Annotated in this window: 17 protein-coding genes and 1 pseudogene; 9 read left to right on the top strand and 9 right to left on the bottom strand. The window is 72.3% G+C overall.

Annotated elements, in window-relative coordinates:
* The coding region (locus EJA20_RS11430) for an alkaline phosphatase (protein WP_240675404.1) at nucleotides 1-344 on the top strand (344 nt) is incomplete at its 5' end.
* Nucleotides 345-396: 52 nt separating this feature from the next.
* Here EJA20_RS11430 and EJA20_RS11425 read toward each other — a convergent pair.
* The 7 genes from EJA20_RS11425 to EJA20_RS18715 all read right to left on the bottom strand — a co-directional run bounded on the left by EJA20_RS11425 (nucleotide 397) and on the right by EJA20_RS18715 (nucleotide 8,961).
* The gene (locus EJA20_RS11425; RefSeq protein WP_164983951.1) at nucleotides 397-1,341 is read right to left on the bottom strand and encodes a CE1 family esterase; all 945 of its coding nucleotides are present in this window, start codon (nucleotides 1,339-1,341) and stop codon (nucleotides 397-399) included.
* A complete protein-coding gene (mprF, locus tag EJA20_RS11420) occupies nucleotides 1,338-3,971 on the bottom strand; it encodes a bifunctional lysylphosphatidylglycerol flippase/synthetase MprF (protein ID WP_205687471.1) in 2,634 nt (877 codons plus the stop codon). The genes EJA20_RS11425 and mprF overlap by 4 nt, the downstream gene beginning before the upstream one ends.
* A 171-nt stretch (nucleotides 3,972-4,142) precedes the next feature.
* Complete coding sequence (resB, locus tag EJA20_RS11415; protein WP_129338275.1) at nucleotides 4,143-5,855, bottom strand: cytochrome c biogenesis protein ResB; 1,713 nt, start codon at nucleotides 5,853-5,855, stop codon at nucleotides 4,143-4,145.
* Nucleotides 5,856-5,876: 21 nt separating this feature from the next.
* Complete coding sequence (locus tag EJA20_RS19765; RefSeq protein ID WP_276319538.1) at nucleotides 5,877-6,002, bottom strand: hypothetical protein; 126 nt, start codon at nucleotides 6,000-6,002, stop codon at nucleotides 5,877-5,879.
* 65 nt (nucleotides 6,003-6,067) lie between these two features.
* Nucleotides 6,068-6,700, bottom strand: a complete 633-nt coding sequence (locus EJA20_RS11410; RefSeq protein ID WP_164983950.1) for a DUF305 domain-containing protein — start codon at nucleotides 6,698-6,700, stop codon at nucleotides 6,068-6,070.
* A gap of 89 nt (nucleotides 6,701-6,789) precedes the next feature.
* Nucleotides 6,790-7,437 carry a DUF3105 domain-containing protein gene (locus EJA20_RS11405; protein ID WP_239078663.1) on the bottom strand — a complete coding sequence of 216 codons (648 nt, stop codon included), beginning with the start codon at nucleotides 7,435-7,437 and terminating at the stop codon, nucleotides 6,790-6,792.
* Nucleotides 7,438-7,536: 99 nt separating this feature from the next.
* The gene (locus tag EJA20_RS18715) at nucleotides 7,537-8,961 is read right to left on the bottom strand and encodes a M23 family metallopeptidase (protein ID WP_164983949.1); all 1,425 of its coding nucleotides are present in this window, start codon (nucleotides 8,959-8,961) and stop codon (nucleotides 7,537-7,539) included.
* A gap of 74 nt (nucleotides 8,962-9,035) precedes the next feature.
* Between EJA20_RS18715 and EJA20_RS11390 the strand changes: the two genes are divergently transcribed.
* The 5 genes from EJA20_RS11390 (at nucleotide 9,036) to EJA20_RS11370 (ending at nucleotide 14,705) form a co-directional block, all read left to right on the top strand.
* Nucleotides 9,036-10,052: a cytochrome c oxidase assembly protein gene (locus EJA20_RS11390; protein ID WP_129338271.1), complete on the top strand. Its 1,017-nt coding sequence runs from the start codon at nucleotides 9,036-9,038 to the stop codon at nucleotides 10,050-10,052.
* Nucleotides 10,053-10,299: 247 nt separating this feature from the next.
* On the top strand, nucleotides 10,300-10,821 hold the full coding sequence (locus EJA20_RS11385; RefSeq protein WP_240675403.1) for a flagellar basal body-associated FliL family protein: 522 nt from the start codon (nucleotides 10,300-10,302) through the stop codon (nucleotides 10,819-10,821).
* A gap of 198 nt (nucleotides 10,822-11,019) precedes the next feature.
* Nucleotides 11,020-11,709: a TlpA family protein disulfide reductase gene (locus EJA20_RS11380; protein WP_420836428.1), complete on the top strand. Its 690-nt coding sequence runs from the start codon at nucleotides 11,020-11,022 to the stop codon at nucleotides 11,707-11,709.
* Nucleotides 11,706-12,479 (top strand): cytochrome c biogenesis CcdA family protein, encoded by a 774-nt coding sequence (locus EJA20_RS11375; RefSeq protein ID WP_129338269.1) that lies wholly within the window; start codon nucleotides 11,706-11,708, stop codon nucleotides 12,477-12,479. The genes EJA20_RS11380 and EJA20_RS11375 overlap by 4 nt, the downstream gene beginning before the upstream one ends.
* Before the next feature lie 426 nt (nucleotides 12,480-12,905).
* A complete protein-coding gene (locus tag EJA20_RS11370; RefSeq protein ID WP_240675401.1) occupies nucleotides 12,906-14,705 on the top strand; it encodes a bifunctional copper resistance protein CopD/cytochrome c oxidase assembly protein in 1,800 nt (599 codons plus the stop codon).
* A 145-nt stretch (nucleotides 14,706-14,850) separates the two neighbouring features.
* Here the strand turns inward: EJA20_RS11370 and EJA20_RS11365 are convergent, their stop codons facing one another.
* On the bottom strand, nucleotides 14,851-15,807 hold the full coding sequence (locus EJA20_RS11365) for a M56 family metallopeptidase (RefSeq protein ID WP_129338267.1): 957 nt from the start codon (nucleotides 15,805-15,807) through the stop codon (nucleotides 14,851-14,853).
* A 41-nt stretch (nucleotides 15,808-15,848) separates the two neighbouring features.
* Nucleotides 15,849-16,226: a BlaI/MecI/CopY family transcriptional regulator gene (locus EJA20_RS11360; protein ID WP_276319537.1), complete on the bottom strand. Its 378-nt coding sequence runs from the start codon at nucleotides 16,224-16,226 to the stop codon at nucleotides 15,849-15,851.
* Between EJA20_RS11360 and EJA20_RS11355 the strand changes: the two are divergent.
* The 3 genes and pseudogenes from EJA20_RS11355 to cydD all read left to right on the top strand — a co-directional run.
* A pseudogene (locus tag EJA20_RS11355) lies at nucleotides 16,186-17,760 on the top strand (cytochrome ubiquinol oxidase subunit I); the annotation flags it as partial. The gene EJA20_RS11360 and the pseudogene EJA20_RS11355 overlap by 41 nt on opposite strands.
* Nucleotides 17,761-17,947: 187 nt before the next feature.
* Entirely contained in the window at nucleotides 17,948-18,967 is a 1,020-nt protein-coding gene (gene cydB / locus EJA20_RS11350; protein ID WP_129338265.1) for a cytochrome d ubiquinol oxidase subunit II, read from the top strand.
* Nucleotides 18,964-22,452 (top strand): thiol reductant ABC exporter subunit CydD, encoded by a 3,489-nt coding sequence (gene cydD / locus EJA20_RS11345; protein WP_129338264.1) that lies wholly within the window; start codon nucleotides 18,964-18,966, stop codon nucleotides 22,450-22,452. The genes cydB and cydD overlap by 4 nt, the downstream gene beginning before the upstream one ends.
* The last annotated feature ends 123 nt before the right edge of the window (nucleotides 22,453-22,575 follow it).

Raw genomic sequence — 22,575 nt, 5'->3', positions numbered from 1 at the left:
GTGAGACGGTCGACCTCGACGAGGCCGTGCAGGTCGCGCTCGAGTACGCCAAGACCGCGGGCGACACCCTCGTCGTCGTCACCGCCGACCACGCCCACTCCAGCCAGATCGTCTACCCGGGCAGCACCACCCCCGGTCTGACGCGCACGCTCCTGACGTCGGACGGCGCACCCATGACGATCGCCTACGGCACCGCCGAGGAGGGCGACTCCCAGGCCCACACCGGCGCCCAGGTCCGCATCGCCGCCTACGGCCCCCGCGCGACCAACGTGCTCGGCCTGACCGACCAGACCGACCTGTACTTCACCATGCGAAACGCGCTGCGTCTGCAGCCGGCTAGCTGACGAGAACCCACGTGGCGACAGCCCCGGTCCCCCGCAGTGGGGGCCGGGGCTGTCACGTCCGGCACGAGGCTGCGCCGACGCCGAGCAGCCGTGCGACCAGGTCCCCGGTCGGCACGGCGGCCGTGCGTCCTAGACGCGCGGGTCCGCGTCGGGGCCCGGGGATCGTGTGCCCGCCGCCGTGGACCGTGACCAGCACGACCGGCGGCAGCCCGTCCTGGGCGTACGTCAGGTGCTCCACTTGCGTACCCCGGGTCGCGGCCCACCGCGCCTGCTCCGGCGCTGCCAACAGATCCGGGGGAGTGAGGACGGGCGTGCCGAGGATACCGTTGCGGCGCGCCAGGTAGGCAGCCGTGGCCGGGGCCGACAGAGCGGTGCCGTCGACCTGGAAGACCACTCGCACCCACCACGGCACACGGCCGCCGTCGTAGGGCACGACGCGGTCCGCCGTGCCGTGCACCAGCAGCACCGGGACAGGCCGGGTCGCAGGCCCGGCGGGTAGCAGGAAGTCCTGCGGCACGGGCATGGTCATGGCCACGACGGCAGCACCGGCGAGCGGAGACTCGCCTTCATGGAGCAGGCGCAGCGCCATCAGACCGCCGTTGGAGTACCCGACGGCGTGCACGCGGCGAGGATCGATGTGGTGCGTGGACGTGAGCAGGTCGACTACGGCGCGGACGAAGGCCACGTCGTCCACGTCGTGACGTCGCGCCGGGAACCCGTTGTGACGCCGCGCGTCGTTCCAGTACCCCCGGTAGCCGTCGAGGTAGGCGAGGACCGCGCCGTCGCGGGTGGCGAGGACGTCGAGCGCCGCCCCCGTGACGTGACGCAGACCGGAGCCGCTCTGGCCCGACCCGTGCAGGACGAGCACCAGGTCTCGCCCCGGCGGTCCCTCGCGCGACCCGACGACGACCATCGTCCGATCGAAGGACCCGACGCGGATCCCGACGCGGATCCCGACGCGGTCCGCCGCGTAGGACGTGAGCCGCGCGTGCGTCACGCCGGTTGGTCCGCGGGCACGTCCGCCTCGGCGCGAGGGGTGGGAACCGCCGTGGACATCGTGCCCGCTCGTTGTGCCCAGGCCCGCCGGCGTGCCTGAGCGGAGGCCGAGTGCCACAGCCGGCGAGCCGCCTCGGCGTCGACGGTGCGCAGCCCCGCGGACATGCCACCGATCCCGCCGCCGATGAGGATCGCGACGTCGAGCATCGTCCTGGGGAAGGCCGGGCCTGGCCGGGCGGCGACGTGACGCTCCTCCCATCGCGGGTGGAAGCACTCCTTGAAGTGCCGCACTCCACGGAAGTTGTAGAAGGCGTCGCCATGAGCGAAGACGCGCCTGCCGATGCGATCCCACACCGGTGCCTTCGCGTCGGTGCGCAGCCCCGACAGCGGCGCCATGCCGAGGCTGAAGGTCGAGTACCCACGCTCCTTCGCCCAGAGCATGACCTCGAGGAACAGGTAGTTCATGACGTTGGGCACCTCCGTGCGCACCTGGCGCATGAGATCGATCGCGACCTCGCCCTCACCGTGCCCCACCCACAACGTGGCGAAGGCGATGACCCGGCCCTCGAGCCGTACCACGGCCAGCGGGAACCGCACCACGTAGTCGTCCTCGAACGGGCCGAGCGAGAACCGCTTCTCCGACGCACGGCGTCCGGCCAGCCACTGGTCGGAGACGGCTCGCAGCTCGGGCAGCAAGGGGCGGACGGCCTCGGGCGCAAGGATCTCGACGCTGCACCCGGCGCGCTCGTTGATGCTGCGCCAGCGCCGCATCTTCGCGCGGTCGCGGCCCTCCAACCCGAAGGACCGCAAGTCGATCAGGGCTTCCTCGCCGAGCTTGCTCAAGCCGAGGCCGAGCTCGCGGCAGAGAGGAGCCAGGGCGTCCCCGACGCCGTACAGCACCGGTCGCCCGTCGTGCCGCTCGGCCTGCTGAACGAAGGCGGTCAGCAGCTCCCGGAACTGGGTGGGGTCGCCGACGGGGTTACCCATGGTGACCCAGCTGCGGCCCTGCACCTGGTACATGAGGAACGCGTCGCCCCTGGCGCTGAACAACAGACGCTTGTCACCGGTAAAGGCCAGGTGAGCGGAAGCTCTGCCGAAGCGGGCAATGACGTCCTCGGCGCGGGCCAGGTCGTCAGGGCTACCCGTGGCAGGGCCGGGCACCACGGGGGCGAGCAGACGCGTGCCCGCCAGGAGGACACCGGCAAGCCCGACGGCCGCGGCGAGGCGGACAGACACCGGATGCGCGCCATCGAGGACGATCGCAAGCCCCGGGCCCTCGTCCTGGGTCGAGGAGCTGTGCCAGGCGAACCAGGACACCGCTGTCGCGGCCGCACCCGCGGCCACGGCGGACCAGGTCCAGCCCCGCGAGTGGCGGAAGACGTGGCTGCGCCGATCGAAAACCCGGGCCGCCACTGCCAGAGCGCCGAGCAGGCCCAGCGACACCAGGCCCGCGATCTGAGCCTGCAGGACCAGGCACAGGGCGGTCAGCAGCACCAGCACCAGCAGGGTGCCCAGCCACGCCTCCCGCAGGCGTCGGCGCAGACCCAGGGCGAGCAGCATGAGACCCAGCCCGAGCAGGCTCACGCCGGGCGCCGGAACGGTGAGCCGGTGCGTGAGACCGGCGACGTCACCGGTCACCAGGAGGACCGCACCGGCACCTGCCACCAAGACGGCGAGGACTCGCGGCGCCCAGACGCAGAGGTGCTGCACGGGGTCAAACCGCGGACGTCGCGGGCGCCCGTCGCGTCCGCGCTGCGCCTCGAGGACGGCGAACGCGGCGGCTCCTAGCAGCAGCGGCACGGTGTAGTAGACGAGCCGGAAGGCCACCAGTGCCGGCGCCAGGACGAGCGGGTCCACAGAGGTCGCCAGGAGGACGAGCAGGACGGCCTCGAAGACGCCGACACCGCCCGGCACGCTGCTGAGCAGACCCAGGAGCGTGGCGATGGCGAAGGCCGCGGCGAAGGGGAGGAACGGGACCTGCGAGCCGACCGGCAGCAAGAACCACAGTGCCGCCGCCATGGTCGCGATCTCGAGCGTCGAGAGCACCACCTGGGCCACGGCGAGCGGGCGCGCGGGCCGGTTGATCCGCACGTCCCGCCAGCGCAGGGGCCGCCCGCCGCGGCGTGCCCACGCCACGTAGCCGATGAGGGCCACCGTCAGCGAGGCGCCGCCGGCGACGACCAGCCACGGGCTCACGCGGAGCGCTTCGCCGACCCGTCCGGGTGCGGAGATCATGCCGAGGGCGGACAGCATTGCGAAGCCCAGCCCCAGGGTCACCGCGTTGAACCCCATGATGCGGGCGATCACGGCGGCAGGGACCTGCCACGCGGAGTAGACGCGGGCACGCAGCACGGCACCGACGACCGCCGATGCTCCTGTTGAGTTGGCGAAGGCGGTCGCCACGAACGAGGCCGCCGCGTACCGCCGGTACCGCAGCGGGTGCTCGACGTACCGCAGCGCAAGGGCGTCGTATCCGGTCATCGCGACGTACGAGACCACCGTCGCCAGGGTAGCCAGCACCAGGGCTGGGGCGCCGATCGCCGCGACGTCGCCGGGCAGCTGCGACCACCGGTACCCCTCGAGGGTGCGCTCCAGCTGCAGGAGCGCCACCCCGAGCACGCCGACCATCACCACCGGAGCCAGTCCCCGACGATGCGGGTGCCGACGAGGCCCACGGGGTGCACGAGGCCCCTGCAGGACGGCAGGAGTCAGGGGCGCGGTGGTCGTCTCCATAGCACCGGACAGATCGTCAGCCGTCCCACCGAGGTGAAGGATCGGCCGGCAACGGCCGCCGGCGGGCCCCTACCTGCCAGGGCTGGCGAGGGCAGCGCGCAGGAGGCGCTCGACGTCGTGGCCCAGGTGGATGTCCTCGCCGCGCGCCAGTCCCGCGGCAGTAACGAGCGTGCCCGTGCCGGCCGGATGCGGGCCGGCGCGCAACCACAGTCGTCGACGCGGGGCGAACAGGGAGACGCCCAATCCGGCGAAGGCCGACAGTGCGAAGGTCAGCACCCATCCCAGGGCCGGGTCGTGCCGCAGGTCGAAGGCGGCGAAGCGCGGGAGGTCCTCGAACGTCAGGGTGCCTTGCCCGTCCGGCAGGTCGACGCTGTCCCCGGGTCGCAGGTACAGGGTCACCGGTCGACCCTGCCCGTCCAGGCTCTGCCGCATCCGGGACTCATCCAGCTGATACACGTTCTGCGGGACACCGGTGTCCAGGCCGAGGTTCCCCGTCCACACCGAGAGCACCAAGAGCGGGTCGAGAGGCTCGGGGCGGAGCGAGCGCCACAGCTGGGGTCCGTACTGCTCGGCCGTCGGCAGCAGGTAGCCCACCAGGCCCAGCTGCTCCTGCTCGGCGGAGACGTCCGGGACCTTGATGACCCCGCGCGAGGTGTAGACGGCGTCCTGAGGAAGGAACGGCACTGATCCGGAGAAGGCCACCTCGCCCGAGGCGTCCCGGACGGTCACCTGCGGGGCGTACCCGTTGCCCATGAGATAGACGGTGGCACCACCGGCCTTGATGGGGTTGTTCACCGTGATCGACGTGGCCTGGGGCGCCTGCCCCGGCTCCGTCACAGTGACGTCGGCGCGGAAGAAGCGTGACTGCAGCGTCTCCTCGTCGAAGCGGGACTCGAACCGGTCCAGACGCAGCGTGAAGGGCACGAGGCTGTCGGACCGGAACGCCGTGCCCTGCTCGAAGGTGTCGTAGTTGACAACGGCGTTGGCGAACCCGCGGCCCTGGATCACGAGCTCCTGGCCGCGGTAGTGCAGCATCTGACCGGTGGCGATCGCGACCAGCAGCCCCACCAGTGACAGGTGGAACAGCAGGTTCCCGCTCTCGCGCAGGTAGCCGCGCTCGGCGCTGACCGACCAGGTTCCGGCGCCCTCGTCGAGCACCTGGACGCGGTGACGAGGCACAAAGCGCAGGAGAGGCCATCCGGCGCGCAGATCGGCGTGCGCTCGGGCCACGACGTCTTGCGGCGCGGCCGCGGTCCTGGCGCGACCGTGGGCTGGAAAGCGGTCGAAGCGGCGCGGGGTGCGCGGAGGCCGGGCGCGCAGGGCCGCCAGGTGAGCGCGTGAGCGCGGCAGGATGCAGCCGACCAGCGATGTGCTCAGCAGCAGGTAGATCGCCGAGAACCAGACCGAGGAGTACACGTCGAAGAACCCCAGACGGTCCAACCAGGGGCCGGTGGTGGGGTGCTCGTCGACATACTCCACGACCGCGACGGGGTCCTGGGCGTTCTGCGGGAAGATCGTCCCGGGTACGGCCGCCACAGCCAGCAGCATCAGCAGCAGCAGGGCCGTACGCATGCTCGTCAGCTGGCGCCAGGCCCACCGGCCCCAGCCCAGCCAGCTCAGCTGGGGCAGCTGCGGCCGCCCGTCCGGGCGCTGCGCGCCCTCGTCCGTCGCGGCGACCGAGGGCGCGCTGGAGGTCGCGGCGTTGCCGAGCGGCGGCGACGCCACTTCCTCGGGCGCCAGTGCGTCCTGGAGGCCCTCCGGTCGGTACGGACGTGTCGCCATCTCCGCTGTGGTCCCCCGAGGTCAGCTCTGCTGCGGGACGGACGCGGACGCCGTCGGCGCCGGTGAAGGCGTCGCTGCGCGGCGCAGCTCCTCGGCCCAGTCCAGCCCGGCCCGCACACCCCACCCCAGGCCCAGCAGCACAGCCACGCCCAGGATCACCGCAGTGCGCAGAAGGTGGTCATCACCAGCCCTGGTCAGGGACGGCAGGCGCTTCACGACCCGCCGTGTTCCTGCAGCAGGGTGCGCAGCACGTCCAGCTCCGCGTTCTGCGACGTCAGGATCCGCTGTGCCAGCGTCCGTACCGGCGTCGTCTCGGCGCGCTCGGCGGCCGCCGTCGCCATCGCCACCCCCGCTTCGTGGTGGGGGATCATCAGCTGCAGGTACACACGGTCGGCCTCCTCCTCGGCGGCCAGCGTCAGGCGCTGCAGATCCTCCGCACTCGCCATCCCCGGCATCGAGGCCGTCTCGGTCGCCCCGCTGTGATCCATGCCGCCCGTGCCACCCATGCCGGCCATTCCCGGCACGGCCTCGCTGGTCATCCATGCCATCGGAGCAGCTGACGAGGTCTGGGTCAGCCCCCACTGGACGAGCCAGCCGTACATCTGTCCCGCCTGCTGCTGCTGGGTGAGCAGTACGTCGGTGGCCAGGGTGCGCACCTCTGGGTCCCCGGACCGCTCCAGGAGCAGCAGCGACATCTGCACGGCCTGGCTGTGGTGCTGCTGCATGTCCCGGGAGAAGCCGACGTCCACGGACCGGTCGGCCGGCGAGGAGGAGAGGCCGCCGCGAGCGATCCACAGACCGGCCATCGCACCGAGCAGCAGCACGAACAGCAGGGTCCAGGTCACGGCCACGACCTGCAGCGGCCGCCAGCGCCTCCGGCGAGGCCCGTCCTCGACAGGAGTGGTCCCCTCCTCCGGGGGCGAGAGGGTGTCGCTCATGCCGGGGTGACACCGCCGGTGCAAGGAGCGCCCGGCTCAGGAGTCTGCTCGCCCTGCTGGTACTTCTGCACGAACAGCTCGACCCGCTCGTCCGTGGCCTCGGCCACGGCCAGCTGCACCCCCCAGGCGCTGAGCACCACGGGATCGCTCAGATCCGGGTCCGGGCTCATCAGTGTGTAGGGCTGGTCGCTGACGGTGTCCTGCAGCGCCAAGAGCTGCTCCTCCGGCAGGTCAGGCCGGTAGCTGATCCAGACGGCACCGTGCTCGAGGGCGTGCACGGTCTCCTCGGCCGGCAACGGGCTCTGGTAGACACCGCAGTTGGTCCAGGTCCCCGCGTGGTCACCGCCGACCGGGGGGTCCTGCTCGTAGGACACGGTGCCGCTGACGTGATCCTGGGACAGCCCCTCGTACTCCCGCACACCCTCGATGGGCGCTCCCGCGGCCGCTTCCAGCTGGCTCTGGCTCTGCGCCTCCCGGGCGATCACCCAACCAGCCCCGCCGACCAGCAGAAGGCCCAGGCCGGTCACCGCGGCGATGATGCCGCGCTCGCGCCGCTTCGCCGCGCGCTCTTGCGCCGCACGCATCGCCGCGACCTGTGCTGCCCGTTGCTTGGCCGACTGCCGAATGACCATGGTTCCTTCCACCTGTCGAGTGCGCTCGCGCCCTCAACGAACCGGGTAGCGGCACAGTTCCCCGGCGATGCCATCGCCATGGCGGGTATCTCTTGGCGGCGATCGGCGGCGTCAGAGGCCGAGGTAGGGCGCCGGGTCGGTGGTGGTGCCGTTGCGGTACACCTCCAGGTGCAGGTGGCAGGCACCGGACAACCCGGTGTTGCCGGAGTACCCGATCAGCTGGCCCGCACGGACCTGCTGGCCTGCGCTGACCACGGAGCGCGTCAGGTGGTTGGAGCTGCTCATGAGTGAGGCCCCGACGACCTGCCCGTAGTCGAGCATGACCTGGTTGCCGAAACCGTCGCGCCAGGCCGACCAGCGCACGGTGGCGTCCGCCGGGGCGTAGAGCGGGGTGTTGCAGTAGGTGCGTAGGTCGATGCCCGCGTGCAGCCGGGTGTAGCCCAGGATCGGGTGCAACCGCATGCCGTACCGGGACGTGACGTAGATCGGGTTGATGGAGGTGGGGTTCACGAACCGGGCACCAGAACCGGGGCTCGCAGCAGCGGCAGGCGGCGCAGGAGGCTCTGGCGCAGGCGCTCCTTGCGCTGCCGCTGCCGCTGGGGCGGCCGCGGCTGCTGCGGCGGCAGCAGCAGCCGCGGCAGCGGCCGCGGCAGCGGCCGCCTGCTGCTCGGCGATGATCGCCGCCAGCTCACCTTCGACGGCCGCCCGCTGCTGCTCGGCGACCTGGGCCTCAGCCTCGGCCTGAGCGCGCAGGCCGGTCAGGGTCTGCTCCCGAGCGGTCTGCTCGGCGATGAGCCGCTCGATCTCCGCCTGCCGCTCGGTGGCGATGTCACGGGCCCGGGCGGCCTCGGCAGCGCGGGCGTCGGCCTCCGCCTTGAGGTCGGCCAGCGTCGCGGTGACTGCCTTGAGGCGAGCCTGGGCGTTCCTGCTGGCCGCCTGCAGCTCGGTCAGCTCGGTCAACATGCGTGCCGTGCTGGAGGTGCTGGTGGTGACGGCTCGCGACTGCTCGAGGAAGTCCTCCAGATCGCCCGCGTCGACGACTGCGGCAAGCAGGGGGTCCGAGGGCCCGGACCGGTACATCGAGCGAGCGAGCTCAGCGATCTGATCGCGCGCCTGGCTCTCCCGGCTGCGGGAGGCCGTGATGGTCTCGGTCAGTGCGCTGCGCTGGTCTTGCGCGCTTCTGAGCCGGTCGGCCAGCATCAGCGCCTGGCGGTCCGCGGCGTCGGCCTGAGCCTGAGCCTGGGCGAGCTCGGCTCGCGCGGCCGGCAGTCGAAGCTGGGTCTGCTGCAGCTGCAGGACCGCCTGCGCGAGTTCAGAGCTGAGACCCTCGACCGAGGCCTGCAGCTGCTCGACCTGGCCGGCGGCCGCCTCGGCTCGCTGTTGAGCGGCCGCACGACGCTCGTCCAGGTCGTCAGCGACTGCGGGCACCGGGCCGGCCGGTGCGGCGAGCGTCGCCCCGAGGAGCAGGGTGGTGCACCATGCCACAGCGCGGGCCCTGCCCAGGCGTGCCCACGGCGAGCGGCAGGGCTCAGGCATGGCCGGGATGCTAAGCCAGCTACCTTCGAGACGGGCTTGCGACACGGCCGAGCCGGGGCGGGAAGGGGCACCTGATGCTGGGGGAGTTCGACGGGCCCGCGGTCCTGCCGCAACAGGCACCGTCGCTGGCCGCGTACCTGTCGTGGACCTCTCCGCAGCCGGTGCCAGTGCTCCCGGCGATCGGGCTGCTGCTAGCAGTGGCGTACCTGGCCGGTGCCGTGCGGATGTGGCGCGCCGGGCGGCGCTGGCCGGCGCGTGAGAGCGCCCTGTTCTTCCTCGGGTGCCTGGTGCTGATCATCGTGACCGGGGCCGACATCGAGGGTTACGGCTTGGAGATGTTCTCGGTCTTCATGTTCCAGCAGCTGACGCTGATGATCGCCGTCCCGATGCTGCTGGTCTTGGGACGGCCGGGGACGTTGCTGCTCAAGGCCACCCCCACGCAAGGGCGGGGACGGTGGGTGCGGGCTGCGGCCCTGCGGGCGTTGCGCTCGTCGGCGGCTCGCGCCGCCGTGCATCCGGCCGTCACGGTGCCCTTGTTCCTGGCTCTGTTCTACGGGTTGTACCTCGGCAGCACCGGCAGCTGGTTGCTGCAGCGCTGGCAGGGGCACCTAGCCCTGGAGGTCATGTTCTTCATCTCGGGGCTGCTGTTCACCGCTCCGGTGCTGTCCACCGACCCGCTGCCACGCCGGCAGGGGCATGGAGCGCGCCTGGCGGACATGGCTGTGGAGATGCCCCTGCACGCCTTCTTCGGGGTGCTCATCATGATGGCCCCGCAGCCCATGGTGGCTGCTTTCGCTCATCCTCCGACGACCTGGGGGGTTGAGGTCCTGGACGACCAGCGGCTCGCCGGTGGCCTTGCGTGGTCCTACGGGGAGCTGCCGAACCTCATCGTGGTGCTGGTGCTGGCCGCGCGCTGGCACCGGGACGAGGACCGCCGCAACCGCGTGAACGACCGCCGCACCGACGACCCTGAACTCGAGGAGTACAACGCCTACCTGCAGTCGCTGGCCGACCGCACTCAAGCACCCGGTCCGCTGCGCTCAGGCCCTGCCAACGTGACGGCTCCGACGGACTCCGATCCGACGCGCTGACGCACCAAGAGCCCCGTTGACTCGGACAGCCGCGATGGCGTCCAGGGCATGGCCGCGCCCGCACACCGATGGCCGGCGCCGCCCGACGCACAGACAGAGCGCTTCACCCCCGCGTCGCGACCCAGGGCGCTGAGCGGTGGATGCCTCATGACCTCCTCGAAGGAGCCGAAAGGAGGGGGAGCAGACCGTAGGGGTGTTCGACTCCAGGAAGCGTCAGGGACGGGACCAAGTGCCAGAGCAGCAGCGCGTGATCGGTGACTCCAGCAAGAAGATCGGCAACTCCCGGCCCGCGCCCACGGCGTCGGCGGACCCGGCGGAGGGCGCTGCCCCGACGCGTAAGGGTCGGGGCAAGAAGCTGCTCATCATGATCGCGGTCGCGGTGCTCCTGGGCGCCGGCGCCGGCTACTGGTTCTTCCTGCGCCCGGCTCCGGCCGAGCCCACAGCCGAGGAGGCGGAAATCGCTGCTGAGGAGGCCGCCGCCGCTGAGCTGGGCGCCGTCCAGCCGGTCGAACCGATCAGCATCAACCTCGCCGACGGGCACTATCTGCGCCTAGGCCTGGGCCTGCAGCTGACGATCGCAGTCGTGGAGGACGTGGATGTCTCCAAGGCCGTCGACAGAGCGATCGCCTTGTTCTCCATGCGCCCGGTGGAGGAGGTCGGCTCTGCTGAGGGCCGCGAGGCGCTCAAGGCCGAGCTGGCCACCCAGCTGGAAGAGGCCTACGAAGGCGAGATCGTCGACGTGTACTTCACGACGTACGTGACCCAGTAAGAGCACCGACACCACGTCGGTTCCGGCGGTCGGACACGGGCGAGGCGGCCAACCGGCGGCGACGGGCCTCAGCGAGCACTGACAGCGGCTGCGAGAGAGCTGGGCCGATCGACGAGACCGGTAGCGCCAAGTCATCGGGTGCCGTCTGCGGCTCGAGGGCCACGGGGATCAGAGCCTGATCGCCGCTATCATCCCACGGTGGCGATGACGACGACGGTCCCTCGTGCCGCCTTCAGCCGTCCGGGCACCTCCGGCGCGAGGTCGGCTCACGGTGAGCCGTCGGCGGCCGTCCACCCTGGTCGGCGTTCCGGCCATGCCGCCCTTGCCGGTGCGGTCCTCGCCCTCGCGCTCGGCGCCTGCACCACGTCCTCGCCCGATGACGGGCGCACGGCCACCGGTGCGCAGGCGGGGTACATCTCAGGTGACGGGTCGGTGGCGACGTGGGAGCCCGATGGCCGGGGCGATCCCGTCCGCCTGCAGGGGCAGGACTTCGCGGGCAACCCCGTGGACACCGGCCCATGGGTGGGAGACGTGGTCGTGGTCAACACCTGGTACGCCGCCTGTCCGCCCTGCCGGGTAGAAGCCCCGGACCTTGCGGCAGCGGCAACGGACTACGCCGACGACGGCGTCCGGTTCCTGGGTATCAACGGCACCGACGACGCCGGGGCCGCGCAGCCCTTCGAGCGCACCTTCGACATCCCTTACCCGAGCATCGCCGACGCCGACGGCACCGCGATCGCCGCCCTGCAGGGGCGGGTCCCGGTCGAAGCTGTGCCGACGACGGTCGTGTTGGATCGCCAGGGACGGGTGAGCGGACGAATCCTAGGGGTGGCGGACCCGACGATCCTGCGCGACCTGATCGACGACGTCCTGGACGAGCCGGCATGACGGCTGGCTTCTGGGACGGCCTCGCCAATGCCTTCCAGACCACGGCGTTCGCAGGACCCATGCTGCTCGCGGTACCGGTGGCGGTCGTGGCGGGTCTCGTCTCGTTCGCCTCACCGTGCGTCATCCCGCTGCTGCCCGGCTACTTCGCGTTCATCTCGGGTATGACCGGCGCCCACACAGGCCCTCGCGCAAAGACGATGCTGCTGGCCGGGGTCGCTCTCTTCGTGCTCGGCTTCTCCGCCGTATTCGTCCTCCTCGGGGTCGCGTTCGGCTCTCTCGGCCTCGCGCTGCGACCTTGGCAGGACCTGATCACACCTGTGCTGGGGATCGCGGTGGTGATCATGGGTGTGTCGTTCTTGGGCTGGATCCCCAGCTTGCAGCGGGAGCGTCGCCTCCACGTCGTCGCGCGGGGCCGAGGGCTGTGGGGAGCACCCGTGCTCGGCATCGCGTTCGGGCTGGGATGGGCACCGTGCATCGGGCCGACCCTGGCGACCGTGCTCTCGCTGTCGCTGGACCAGGCCAGCGCGCCGCGCGGTGCCGTGCTGGCCGCTGCCTACGCCGCCGGTCTAGGGATCCCCTTCCTGCTGATCGCGCTACTCGCGCACCGGTCAACCGCGGCCGTCGCGTTCCTTCGCGTCCACAGGGTCGCCATCATGCGGCTGGGCGGAGCGCTACTCGTACTGATCGGCCTCGCCCTGGTCACCGGCGTGTGGGGTCGATGGACGCAGAGTCTGCAGTCCCTCATCGGCGGCTTCGTGACGGTCATATGAGCCGAGCGATCCGACAGGTCAGCCCCCGAGAGCACGGCGGCAGTGGCTCGCCGGCGCCGTGCCAGCCCGTACACGAAGGGTCGCGCTGTGACGTCTGAACGGTCCCCGGTGCGCCCCGCACCCCTGCAATCACCATCACGCGGGCCAGCAAGCGTTGCCCCAGTAGCAGTCGCTGCGGCCATCAGCCTCCTCGTCGTCGCGGCGGCCGTCGCGGCGTCCGGCGGGGCCCGTCCGCCCGCGCTGGGTGATCCGGGCGCGCTGACGCGATGGGGACTGCCGCTGGTCTCGACTCTGACCAACCTGGCAGCAGCAGCCACCCTGGGGCCGCTCGTCCTGGCCTGCACCGTGCTGCCCCTGCTACCTGCACCAGCCGCGCCTCGAACCTCGTCCCAGCCGCCAGCCGCGTCAGACGTCCGCGGTGCGGCCATGCCCCGAGCGCTGAACATCGCCGCCGTCGCGGCAGCCGCATGGACGGTCCTGGCCCTGGCGAGGCTGATCCTTGCGTGCGCCAACGTCAGCGGACAACCGCCGGCTACAGCAGGATTCGGCGCCCAGTTACAGGTCTACGCCACCCAGGTCGAACTGGGGCGCACTCAGCTCTCCGTCGTCATCCTGGTCTCCCTCGTCAGCGTCCTGGTGCTGCTGGTTTGCACGCCCGTAGGAGCAGCGGTACTGGCAGCCGTCGCCGTCGTCGCGCTGTGGCAGGAGTCGCAGACCGGACACGCCGCCGGCGCCGCCAACCACGAGCTCGCCACCTCCTCCATGGTCATGCATCAGGTCGCGGCAGCCGTCTGGGTCGGTGGGCTGCTGGCGCTACCCCTGCTACGTGCGCATCTGGGCAGCGACCTGGCGCCCGTCGTCGCCCGCTACTCGACGATCGCCGGCTGGTGCCTGCCCGCCGTCGCAGTCTCAGGCGTCGTCAACGGCGCGCTGCGCACCGGCTGGGGAGGGCTGACCACCGCATGGGGCGCGCTTCTCATCGCCAAGGCCCTACTGCTGCTGTTCCTGGGCGGTCTAGGGCTGATGCACCGACGTCGCGTTGTGCGTCACCTCGCCGACGGTGAACCGGGCCGAGGGCTGCTCTGGCGGCTCGTGGGCGTCGAGCTCATGGTCATGGGAGCCGTCTCTGGTGTGGCCGTCGCGCTGTCCTCCACACCACCGCCGGAGCAGGAGGGCGCTTCGGAGAGCCTCACGCCGGCCGAGATCCTGACCGGCTCACCGCTGCCGCCCGAGCCCACCGCGATGAGCTGGCTCAGCGAGTGGCGGTGGGACCTGCTGACGGCTGCCGCTGCGACGGTCGGAGCAGTGATGTACGTCCGGTGGGTCCGACGACTGCACCGACGTGGAGACCGCTGGCCCGTGCTGCGAACGGCGTCGTTCCTGGCGGCGATGGCCGTCTTCGTCTGGGCCACCTCTGGTGGACCAGCCACCTACGGGCGGGTCCTCTTCAGCGCTCACATGCTTGCCCACATGGTGCTGGTCATGGTCGTGCCGATCCTGGTCGCCCTGTCCGCACCGGTCACGCTCGCGCTGCGAGCCCTTCCCTCTCGCGCCAGTACACACCGGGCGGACCGTTCCCGTGGGCCGCGCGAATGGCTACTGGTCATGGTGCACAGCCGGCTCGGTCGCGTCCTTGCTCACCCCCTGTTCGCTGCGGTCAACTTCTCAGGGTCGATGGTGCTCTTCTACTACACCGACGCCTTCGGATGGGCTCTACGCAGTCATGTCGGACACCTTGCGATGGTGCTGCACTTTTCCGTCGCAGGATATCTGTTCGTCAACGCGATGATCGGCCTTGATCCGGGCCCGACGCGGCTGGGATATCCGCAGAGACTCCTCCTGCTGTTCGTCACAATGGCCTTCCATGCATTCTTCGGCGTCTCGCTCCTGCAGTCCACCGCGCTGCTCGAAGCAGACTGGTTCGGTGCGATGGGACGACCGTGGGGACCATCAGCGATAGAAGACCAACAAGCTGGCGCAGCCATCACCTGGGGCATCGGGGAGCTGCCGACCCTGGCTCTGGCCGTCGGCTTGGTCTACGGCTGGGCACGCGACGACGACCGCGCCGCCCGTCGCCGTGACCGCCACGTCGAACGCGGCGGGGACCTGGAGCTCGAGGAGTACATCCGCATGCTCGCCGGGCTGACAGGTACAGCAGCTCGGACGCCGACAGAGCCTCCCAGCGCACCGCCCGCGCAAGACGGGGCACCCCGACAAGCGCCCTGAGATCAGCTTGTTCATCGGCTCACATGGGGCATGACTGGCACGGCCATGTGGGTCTTGGTGACGAGCATCGACCGCGAGGGCCGTGCCGGAAGGTCGTCCCCGGCCGTGGCATGCCCCCGCTCCGTCGCCGCGCCGGCGGCCCGGCTCACCAGCCGGGAAGCGGCGGCAGCGACGGCAGCGCCTGTGCCAGCCAAGGTGCGACGACGAACGCGGTGGGCAGCACGAGGACGGCCACCGCCAGGCCCAGGACGGCCGCGCGCAGAGCGCGCTCGGCCGTGGCCGGTCGCTGCAGCCGTCCGACCCGGCGGCGGCGGTCGCCCTGGGGGGTGCGGACCTGGCGGCGGGCTACCCGCCCGGCAGGGCCCAGGTCCTGCGCACCCAGGTCACCGTCAGTGCTCATCGCGGCCAGTGCCGAGGCCAGCGGCACCGGGCTGCAGCGGGCCCGGGCTGCGTCGTCGGCCACCATCTCCAGCAGCAAGGCCACCGACTCCAGGGGGACACGGCTGCGCAGCGACCTCGGGACGGCCTGGTACACAGCCGTGAAGGACTCGAGCACGAGGTCGTGGCGCGCCCGCAGGTGCGCCTGCTCGTGAGCCAGGATCGCTTGGACCTGATCGGCCGACAGCGCCTGCAGCGCTGCGCCACTAAGGACGACGCGCGGTGCCCGCCCGGGCAGGCAGTAGGCCAGCGGCAGGGGACCGTCCAGCACCCGCAGCGGTGCGCCGCCCGGATGCTGTAGGCCGCCCGTCTCGGCGCGGCTCAGCAAGTCCACCAGGTCCGCGTGCCGCGCCCGCCGCCGCCGTGAGCGCAGCAGCACCCCGGCGGTGGACCACATGAGCCGGGTGACGATGAGGCCGGCGACGGCCAGGGCGCCCACGAGCACCCACGCCTCGACGTCGGGCCCGGTGTCCAGTGCCCGCACGAGCTCCTCGGGGGCTACGAGCACGACCCCGACCGCCGAGAGCACAGACGCCAGGGTCACGGCCTGCCACAGCACAACGGCCGGCCCGGGCGCCCGATCGGTCCACCGGGCCCGGGCGAGCATCTCGGGCACGAGCAGGGACAGCGCCAGCCCGAGGCCACCGAGCAGCAGCGTCGTCATGGGGCGGAGGAGAGGTCAGGCAGGGGCCGCGGGCGGCCGGCTCAGGACCCGGAGCCCGCGCGTTCCAGCGCCGTGCGCAGGGCGGCGGCACCCTCGGGTCCGACCCTGCCGACGAAGTGCACGAGGGCCGCATCGCGCGCGGGCCCGTTGGGGGTGGCGCCCAGGGCATCCAGCATGAGCGCGGCCGTCATCTCCTCGCGGGTCTGCACTGGCGCGTAGCGGTAGGCGCGGTCGGCGCGCTCCTGACGCACGACGCCCTTCTTGGCCAGTCGGTCCAGCACCGTCATCACGGTCGTATAAGCCAAGGACCGCGCGCCGGACAGGTGCTCATGCACCTGCCGGACGGTTAGCGGACCGCCGGCGTCCCACAGGTGCGCCATGACCTCCCGCTCGAGGTCGCCGAATCCGCTGCTCGCCACAGCGCCCAGCATAGCCGGTCGGCACCTTCCTACGACAGGGTACGTACGCTCCTTGTCGTACGACAGAGGCAGTACGACGTACTGTAGTATGTCTGTAGGCATCGCACCGGCGCCTGACGTGCACAGCAGAAGGTGGGTGGGCGTGGACCTCGATGTCCTGGACATCACGCGGCTGCAGTTCGCGGTCGTGACGATCTACCACTACCTGTTCGTGCCGCTGTCGATCGCGCTGGCGGTAGCCACGGCCGGTCTGCACACCGCGTGGCACTGCACGGGCCGCGACCGCTACCGCCGGCTGACGCTGCTGGTCGGCAAGCTGCTGCTGGTGACCTTCGCCGTCGGTGTGGTCACCGGTCTGGTGCAAGAGCTGCAGTTCGGTCTGGGGTGGAGTTCCTTCGCCCGCGCCTACGGTGACGTCTTCGGGCCCGTGCTGGCCGTCGAGGGCATGCTCGCGTTCTTCCTCGAGGCGACCTTCCTGGGCCTGTGGTACTTCGGCTGGGGCAGGCTGCCGCGATGGCTGCACCTGGCGACGATCTGGGTGGTCGCCATCGGGACGCTGATCTCGGCCTTCGTCATCCTCGCGGCGAACGCGTTCATGCAGAACCCGGTTGCCTACCGCTGGGACGAGCAGGTGGGCCGAGCGCGTCTGACGAGCTTCACCGAGCTGATGCTCAACCCGGTCAACCTGGCCGCCTTCCCGCACACGATCGCCGGAGCGGTGATGCTCGGCGGTGCGCTGGTGATGGCCCTGGGTGCCTGGCGCCGCTGGGTGCACGTGCCGACGGCCTCGGGGCTGGGCGAGCCAGGAGAGCCCGAGAGCCGCGACGACCACGAGCAGCGGCTCGCCTTCGGGACGCTGGCGCGGGTCGGGGCCTGGTCGACGCTCGCGGGCGGGATCTTCGTGGCTCTGACCGGGGACGTGCTGGGCAAGGTCATGACCCAGGTCCAGCCGATGAAGATGGCGGCCGCGGAGGCGCTGTACACGACCACGGCCGGGGCGCCGTTCTCGATCTTCGCCGTCGGGCGTCCCGGGGGAGGGGAGCCCTTCTTCAGCCTGGACGTGCCCTACCTGCTCTCGGTTCTGGCGGTAGGCGATCCGACCGCCACGGTGGCCGGTATCGACGACCTGCAGGCGCAGTACGCCGAACAATTCGGTGCCGGCAGTTACGTGCCCGTGGTGTGGATGGCGTACTGGTCCTTCCGGGCCATGATCGGCATCGGAATGCTCGCGACCGCCGTGGCCGCGGCCTACCTGTGGGCCACCCGCCGTGGTCGTGAGCTGCCGGTCGGGCGTCCCGGTGTACGGCGGGCGCTCCGGCTGCTGCCGCTGCTACCTGCCCTGCCCGCCGCGGCCGGCACCTTCGGCTGGGTCTTCACCGAGACCGCGCGTCAGCCCTGGCTGGCGTTCGGCCTGACCCGCACAGAGGACGGCCTGTCCTCGGGCTTGACCGTCGGGGAGGCGCTGGCGGCCCTGGGGGCCTTCGCACTCGCCTACGGCGTCATCGCGGTCGTGTGGACCCGCCTGGTCCTGCACATCATCCGCCAGGACCTGGACGCCGAGGCCTTGGCCGCCGGCGAACGGGGCGAGGAAAACCCGCACCGACCAGCCCGACGAGCGCACCGGCGGCAGCACCCCGCAGGACTCCGACCTGGCTACCACCTACTGACCTGCACCGCTCCTCAGGGGTCGCCGCCCCTGAACCATCTCCGGGGAGTCCGCCATGGACCTCGTCACCGTCTGGTTCGCCCTCGTCGTGCTGTGCTGGGTGCTGTTCTTCGTCCTGGAGGGCTTCGACTTCGGCGTTGGCGCGCTGTCACCGCTGCTGGGACGCGACGACCACGAGCGCTCCGCCGCGCTGCGCACCATCGGGCCCTTCTGGGACGGCAACGAGGTCTGGTTCGTCGCGGCCATCGGGGTCACCTTCGCCGCCTTCCCCGACTGGTACGCGGCCCTGCTGTCGGGCCTGTTCCTGCCCTTCGTGGCCGTGCTGGTGCTGCTCGCTGGCCGCGGGGTCGCGCTGGAGTTCCGCGGAAAGCACTCCGCAGCGGCCTGGCGGCGCCGGTGTGACGCGTGGCTGGCAGCGACCTCGCTCGGCGTGGTTGCCCTGCTCGGGGCGCTGCTGACCGTCTTCGTCCGCGGGCTCGCCTTGGGCCCCGGCGGCGAGGTGCACTCCAGTCCAGGCGTAGGCGCCGGGCTCCTGCGCACCCTGGAGCCGCTGGCGACCTGGCAGGCACTGGCCGGTGCCGTGGCCGCGGTGACCCTGGCGGTGCTGCTGGGCTCGACCTTTCTGGGCCTGCGCACCACCGGACCGCTGCGACGTCGGGCCCGGCGCGTGGCTGTCGCCACGGCCTCCACGGGCGCCGCTGCCCTCGCAGGCGCCGCCGGCATCAGCGCCCTCACCGGGCACGGCCCCGCCCCGCTGTGGGTCGGCGGGGCCCTGGTTCTCCTCGTCGTCGTCGCGGCGGCCGCGGCCCACCGCGAGGCGCTGGCCTTCGTCGCCGGGGCGGCGGTGGTCGCCGCAGCGGTGGTGGCCGCCCTGACCGCCGGTGGCGAGGTGGTGCTGGCCAGCACGCTGGACCCGGCCTGGTCGCTGACCCGTGGGTCCGCCGCCGCCTCAAGCACGGCGCTGGCGGTCATCAGCTGGGCCGGCGTCGTGGTCCTGCCCGGCGTCGTGGCCTACCAGGCCTTCTCGTACTGGGTGCTGCGCCAGCGGGTGACCAGCGAACGGGTACCCACGTGAGCGCCGACCCTCGCCGTGGCCCCCTGGACCCCCGGCTGCTGCGCCGCGCGCCCTCCGCCCGGCCCTGGGTGGCCGTCGTCGTGCTGGTCTCCGGCGCCCAGGCGTTGGTCACCGTCCTGGTCGCCGGCGTCCTGGCCGCCTTGGTGACCGCCCTGGTCACCCTCGAGGACCCCGCCCGTGCGGGGGCAAGGCCGCTGCCCGGCGCGGGCGTCGGGACCTGGCTCGGGCTGCTCGCGGCCGCCTTCGGCCTGCGGGCCGCCCTGGCCTGGGGCGAGCGGGTGCTCACCACCCGCGCCGGATCTGTAGCCGTCGACGACGTGCGCCGGGCCGCCCTGGCCGCCGCACTGCGCCGGGGCCCTGCGTGGGTCGCCGCGCAAGGACCCGCCCGGCTGGGCGCCCTGCTCAGCAGCGGCCTCGATGCGCTGCGGCCCTGGTTCGAGGGTTACCTACCCTCCCTCGTCATCGCCGGCGTAGTCCCACCCCTGGTCGTGGCCGCGATGCTCCTGGTCGATCCCGCCTCGGGCATCATTGTCCTGCTCACCCTGCCCCTTGTTCCGGTCTTCGCCGCGCTCGTCGGCTGGGCCACCGCCGAGCGAGCCCGCCAGCGCTGGGTCGCCACCCGGCGCCTGACCGCCCACTTCCTCGACGTCGTCGCAGGCCTGCCGACGCTGCGCCTGCACGGGCGGGCCCACCGCCAGATCGACGTCGTCGCGCAGATGACCCGGGCCCAGGCCACCGAGACTGCTCGCGTGCTGCGGCTGGCGTTTCTGTCCTCGACCGCGCTGGACCTGGTGGGCACCCTGTCGGTCGGGCTCGTCGCCGTCGAGGCCGGCCTGCGCGTAGCCGCCGGCACGCTGGACCTGCTGCCCGCGCTCCTGCTCATCCTGCTCGCCCCCGAGGCCTACCGGCCCCTGCGCGAGGTTGGTGCCCGCTTCCACGCCGCCGCCGACGCCACCGCCGTGGTCGAGGAGGTCGAAGACCTCCTCGCCGTCCCTGACACCGCTGGGCCCCACCTCGGCACCCCCGCCTCGGGCCCCGCGAGGGCAAGCGCCGTGGATGTGCGGGTACGCCATCCTGGTACCGAGGTCGACGCCCTTAATCTGCCGCACCTGTCCGTCACCGCCGGGGAGCTCGTCGCGCTGCGGGGACCCTCCGGCGCAGGGAAGACCACGGCGCTGCGCGTGCTCGCCGGCATCCAAGAGGCCGCCTCCGGCGCCGTGGAGGTAGTCGGCGGAGGAGTCACCGGCGGTCGTGACGGCCTCGTCTACGTGCCCCAGCGCCCGACGCTGCCGCACGCCCGCACAGTCGCCGACGCCCTGGACGTGCTCGCGGGCGACGGCGAGCGCTGGGCCGCCCTGGCCGACGTCGGGCTCGCCGACGAGATTGCTGGCCTGCCGCTGGCCCTGGCGACCCCGCTCGGCGAAGGAGGCGCCGGGCTCTCCGCGGGTCAGCGCCAACGTCTGGCGCTGACCCGCGCCCTGGCACTGGTGGCCCACCACCCTCGTTTGCTGCTCCTGGACGAGCCCACCGCCCACCTCGACGCCGCCGCCGAGCAGCTCGTCATCGCCCGCCTGCGCCAGGCCGCCGCACGCGGCAGCGCTGTCCTGGTCGTCTCCCATCGACGGGCCCTGCTCGCCGCGGCCGACCGCACCCTCCAGGTCCACCCGCCCCAGCCCCTCGTCCCCGCACCCGTCCGCCCCGGTCCCGCCGCAGCGACTGGATCTGCCGGGCCACCAGATCAGGGCGTGCGCATGGCGTCCAATCAGGACAGACCCCAAGCCCTCCCACCGACTGAGGCAGCCTGGTCGCGACAGCTGCTGCGGCGGGCCTCCCGGTCGGCGCCGGTGGCTGTGACCCTGGGCGCCACCTCCTGGCTGGCCGGGCTGCTGCTGACGGCGGCGGCCACCTGGCTGCTCGTGCGCGCCTCGGCGATCCCACCGGTGCTGACCCTGTCGACCGCCGTAGTGCTGGTCCGCGGGTCCGCCGTGGCCCGTCCCCTGCTGCGTTACCTCGAGCGGCTGGTCTCCCACGAGGTCGCCTTCGACAGGCTGGGGCGCTGGCGCTCCCAGGTGTACGCCGTACTCGTGCCCCGCGTGCCCGGACCCGGCCCGTTGCGCCGCGGGACCCTGCTGACCCGGGTCGTCGACGACGTCGACGCCCGCGTCGACGGGCTCCTGCGTGGGCAGCTGCCCGCCCTGCCCGCACTCCTCGCGCTGCTCGTGGCGACGGGCGCAGCCACGGCCGCACTACCTCTCGCCGGCGCGGCGGTCGCCGCGGGGCTGCTCGTCGCAGGAGTGCTGGCCCCCCTCATCGGCGCGCGCGAAGCCGCCCACCGCGAGGCCGCGGTCGCCGGCGCCCGCGCCCAGGTCATCGATGCCCTCACCGAGACACTCGCGGGCGCCGAGGAGCTCGCCGCCCGCGGCGTCGAGGACGCCCTGCGCCTGCCCGACCGCCGCAGTGCCGCCCTCGCCGCCGCCGAGACCCGCAGTGCGTGGTGGTCCGGCGCCGCAACCGCGCTCGGCCACGTCGGCGTGGCCGTCTCCGTCCTCGGAGCCGCCGCCGCGGCCACCTCCTCCAGGGCGCTGGGCCCCGAGGCGGCAGCCGTCCTCGTGCTCGTCGCGCTGGCGCTCACCGAGCCCGCACAAACCCTCGTCGACGCCGCCGTCGCCCGTCAGCGCGCGGCCGCAGCGCGGACCCGCCTTCGCGAACTCGCGACCGCCCCGGTCGTCGCCGGCGAGCCCGCGGTGCCACGCCCCCTGCCGGTCTCTTCGGCGCTGACGGTCCGCGGCCTGGTCGCTGGATGGGACCCGACCCGCCCACCTGCACTTCGCGGCCTAGACCTGAAGGTCAACGAGGGGGAGAAGGTCGCCCTCCTCGGGCCCTCCGGCTCGGGCAAGTCGACCCTCGTGGCCGTCATCGCGCGCCTGCTCGACCCCGCCGGCGGCCATGTGCTGCTCGGTGGCATCGACATCCGCGAGCTCGCCGGCGCCGACGTCCGACGCCGCGTGGCCGTCGTCGGCGACCACGGCGACCACTTGTTCTACTCGTCCCTCCGGGAGAACTTGCGCCTGGCGGCCCCGAACGCCGACGACGCCCGTCTCGTCGCCGTCCTCGAACGGGTGCGCCTCGGACCGTGGCTGGCCAGCCTGCCCGCCGGTCTCTCCACGCGGCTTGGGGACGGCACCATCTCCGGCGGCGAACGTCGCCGCCTGGCAGCCGCCCGCGCGCTGCTGGTCAACCCTGCGCTGCTCGTCCTCGACGAACCGACCGAAGGTCTCGACGAACCCACCGCCGAAGCCCTCGTCGCCGACCTGCTCGACGCCGCCTCCAACCTAGGTGTCCTACTACTGACGCACCGCAGCGAAGGCCTGGACAAGGTCGACGGCGTGTACCAACTCCCCGCAGCCCACCCGGACCCCACCAGCCCCTCCGCTGCCTGCACACGCATCCGTCTAGACCGACGCGGGGACGGTTACGAGGTCTGATGGCAGCGTCCACTGCCTCTGCAGCGCGGCTCGATGCGGTCACCTGGCGAGTGCTGCAAGCGCCGACGGAGGAGCTCGGGCGGTACGTATGCGGAGGGATGGATCACATCTCGGCCACAAGGC

This window comes from Cellulomonas endophytica (genome assembly GCF_004123805.1).
In the GTDB taxonomy this organism is placed as follows: domain Bacteria; phylum Actinomycetota; class Actinomycetes; order Actinomycetales; family Cellulomonadaceae; genus Cellulomonas; species Cellulomonas endophytica.
The sequence above is the reverse complement of the archived record's forward strand: the minus strand, read 5'-3'. Positions and strand labels throughout refer to the sequence as shown.

Bases quoted from the DNA above. Each gene is read 5' to 3' on its own strand.
- resB (WP_129338275.1), bottom strand. From the start codon at position 5,855: ATGGCGACACGTCCGTACCGACCGGAGGGCCTCCAGGACGCACTGGCG.
- EJA20_RS18715 (WP_164983949.1), bottom strand. From the start codon at position 8,961: ATGCCTGAGCCCTGCCGCTCGCCGTGGGCACGCCTGGGCAGGGCCCGC.
- EJA20_RS11390 (WP_129338271.1), top strand. From the start codon at position 9,036: ATGCTGGGGGAGTTCGACGGGCCCGCGGTCCTGCCGCAACAGGCACCG.
- EJA20_RS11375 (WP_129338269.1), top strand. From the start codon at position 11,706: ATGACGGCTGGCTTCTGGGACGGCCTCGCCAATGCCTTCCAGACCACG.
- EJA20_RS11370 (WP_240675401.1), top strand. From the start codon at position 12,906: ATGCCCCGAGCGCTGAACATCGCCGCCGTCGCGGCAGCCGCATGGACG.
- EJA20_RS11365 (WP_129338267.1), bottom strand. From the start codon at position 15,807: ATGACGACGCTGCTGCTCGGTGGCCTCGGGCTGGCGCTGTCCCTGCTC.
- cydB (WP_129338265.1), top strand. From the start codon at position 17,948: ATGGACCTCGTCACCGTCTGGTTCGCCCTCGTCGTGCTGTGCTGGGTG.